This window comes from Microcystis sp. LSC13-02, assembly GCA_002282935.1.
Taxonomy (GTDB): Bacteria; Cyanobacteriota; Cyanobacteriia; order Cyanobacteriales; family Microcystaceae; genus Microcystis.
In genome coordinates this window covers 1-2,755 of the sequence record MTBT01000070.1, presented here as the reverse complement: position 1 = coordinate 2,755, position 2,755 = coordinate 1, and the positions used below count along the sequence as shown (strand labels likewise).

2 protein-coding genes and 1 pseudogene are annotated in these 2,755 nt (G+C 42.4%); 2 read left to right on the top strand and 1 reads right to left on the bottom strand.

Translation table 11 applies throughout. The features are described from left to right. The first annotated feature begins 315 nt into the window (after window positions 1–315). Window positions 316–1,395: a PIN/TRAM domain-containing protein gene (locus tag BGL89_RS04270; RefSeq protein WP_286824606.1), complete on the top strand. Its 1,080-nt coding sequence runs from the start codon at window positions 316–318 to the stop codon at window positions 1,393–1,395. 117 nt (window positions 1,396–1,512) lie between these two features. On the opposite strand, the gene BGL89_RS04265 is transcribed toward BGL89_RS04270, so the two are convergent. Then, window positions 1,513–1,791 (bottom strand): hypothetical protein, encoded by a 279-nt coding sequence (locus BGL89_RS04265; RefSeq protein ID WP_043995783.1) that lies wholly within the window; start codon window positions 1,789–1,791, stop codon window positions 1,513–1,515. 386 nt (window positions 1,792–2,177) lie between these two features. Here BGL89_RS04265 and BGL89_RS04260 point away from each other — a divergent pair. Further along, window positions 2,178–2,408: pseudogene (locus BGL89_RS04260) on the top strand (IS1634 family transposase); the annotation flags it as partial. Between the last annotated feature and the right edge of the window lie 347 nt (window positions 2,409–2,755).

Sequence of the window (2,755 nt, the reverse complement as noted above, 5' to 3'; positions counted from 1 at the left end):
AAAACAATTGACAAAAATCGCCAAATGTTTTTCTTGATAAGGGTTTCATCTCTTATAATGCTGTCCGTTGCATAAGACAAACCGAAGAACCAATTCTATTTAATACTGCACACTTAAAAACTCACATCTGATAACTGATAACTGATAACTGATAACTGAGAGGTGCGCCACTGGAAGTTCTTAAGTGCTATATTAGGGATCAAGAAAAGCCGTCCTAATAAGGACGCGGTTTTAAACCGAAATTTTCGATAAAAGCATTCATACTCATTATTTTATCTACCATCATTCCCCCCTATCCTCTCTGGTATTATCCCCATGCTTGATGCCGTCATAATTTTATTATTCGTCTTCGCTATTGCCAGTATTGGTTATAGTAGCGTGGACTTGCTGCCGGTTACTGTCCAGTCGCAAATCACTAATATTGAAGCTTTACGCTGGTTATCGGCGGGTTTTGCCTCAATTATTGGTTTAGCCCTTGGTTTAGTTGCCCAAACTACCTATCGTCGTCTAGAAACCCAAGTACGGCAAACTCCGATCGAAGTTATTTTAACCCGTTCGGTCGGTCTAGTTATCGGTTTGTTGATTGCTAATCTGATCCTAGCTCCGATTTTCTTCCTACCGATTCCTAGAGAATTCTCGTTTATTAAGCCGATAATCGCCATTTTAGGCAGTATTATGTTTTCCTATCTGGGGGTTAGTTTAGCTGATACCCACGGTCGCACTTTTTTGCGTCTGATTAACCCGAATAGTATGGAATCAATTTTAGTGGCAGAAGGAACCCTGCAAGCGGCCGCCACCAAAGTTGTTGACACCAGTTGTATTATTGATGGTCGTATCGAACAATTGTTAGACACGGGATTTATCGAGGGACAGATACTCATTCCCCAATTTATCCTTCAGGAATTGCAACAGTTAGCGGATGGCAGTAACGACCAAAAACGAGTCAGAGGAAGACGAGGATTAGATATATTAAACCGGATGCAAGAGGAATTTCCTGATCGCATTATCATTCATCCGGCCGATTATGACGATATTAGCACCGTAGATGCTAAATTAGTCCATCTTGCCCAAGAAATTAACGCCACCTTGCTCACTAACGATTATAATCTCAGTAAAGTGGCCAATCTGCAAAAAGTCACTATCTTGAATGTCAACGATCTCGCCCAAGCAGTACGCCCGATCTACTTGCCCGGGGATACTTTGGACCTAAAAATTCTCAAAGCAGGAAAAGAACCCACCCAAGGCATCGGTTATCTAGAAGATGGCACGATGGTAGTGGTAGAAGAAGGAAAAGATTATCTAGGGGGAGAATTGCGGGTAGTGGTGACATCTGCATTGCAAACCTCTGCTGGACGGATGATTTTTGCGAAACCCCAAAATTCCCTGATTGCTTAAAGGGAATAAAACTAAAAAAGCCTCAAATACAAGGCCAGAGGGGATTGTATTTGAGGAATTTCATTTTTTAAGGGAAGTTAAGTCACCAATCGAACTATCTAGCCAATTGATACCTAATTAAGCTGGTTTATTGATTACAGCCATGGACTGACGAGCAAAACCGAAATAACTATCCCAGAATTGTTTCTGACTATCGAGGGCAACTTTGGTGGCGGTTTCTTGGGCGGTTAGGTAGGATTTCACCCATTCTTGTTGATATTCGAGGGATTTAACCAAAGTTTCTGGAAACTCAAACACTGGTGTAGTCGTGGGAACACCATTACCCCAAGCGGACAGAAGCAGTTTCTGCCATTCGGCTAGGTATTTTTGGTATTCTTCAAGATAATTGGTGTTCATAGAAGTCAAACCGCTAACTAACCCATCTGGAAGGAGATGGTGAGAAAGTGGGGCGGTGTTGCCACCTTCTCGAAAGCAAAACCGGTGCCGAGATAAAATATAACATTCCATCCCTTCTTTATACTATAGCAAAGACCAAGGTGCTTAGGACAATCCATCGCTGAAACCCTGTTCAGATAAGAGCTTGAAAATTGAAAGCGTCCTAAATAGGGTCTGCTGAAAAAGTTTTTCGGTGGTGGTAGGAGTCAGGAGTCAGGAGTCAGGAGTCAGGAGTTTCAGGCTTAATCCTATTTTCTTGCACTAACATCGGACTTTAACAGGTCAAAAGCTTTATTTTAAAAGGGTTTTACCATTATTCAGCAAGCCCTAAATAACCCATTATTTGCTATACTGAAAGACAACTTCGTCTGAATTTAAAACAGCAGGAGACGGGACTGAAAAATCCGTTGGGTAAGTTAACTGACCGACCAACATTACGCTGGATATTTCAGGGCTTTCAAGGGATTCATCTCCTTCGTATTCAAGACAATCAAAAGATTAGTAACTTAACTTGGGAGAGGCGCAACATTTTGAGATTTTTTCCCAAACCTTGCCAGGAATATTATCTCTTATCTTGACCAGATGGACTGACTTCAAGGGGTGACAAAACAAAGCGAGCAACTGGAACATCTCCCCCTAGATGTTAAGTCTGATGGCCCAGTCATTCTCAATAAGCACTGTTTATTGAGAATGACTGGGGAAACCCTGAAATTTTCGGCTTAGTTGCCGGCAGCTTGCCGCCAACTTGCCGCCAACTCACTCCTCTAGATAAGTATTTTGACTCACGCTCCTTCCTCTTTCGAGACGTTGTGACACTTAGGGTGCGGAATGTGGGGTAGAACCACGCCACCAACCGCTAATCACACTGACTCGGGAGCTGCAGTGACCTAACTTTAAAGCCTCAAATCTTTCTGATTTGTGACAA

Coding starts and splice junctions, on each gene's coding strand:
- BGL89_RS04265 (WP_043995783.1), bottom strand. CDS start 1,791: ATGAACACCAATTATCTTGAAGAATACCAAAAATACCTAGCCGAATGG.
- BGL89_RS04270 (WP_286824606.1), top strand. CDS start 316: ATGCTTGATGCCGTCATAATTTTATTATTCGTCTTCGCTATTGCCAGT.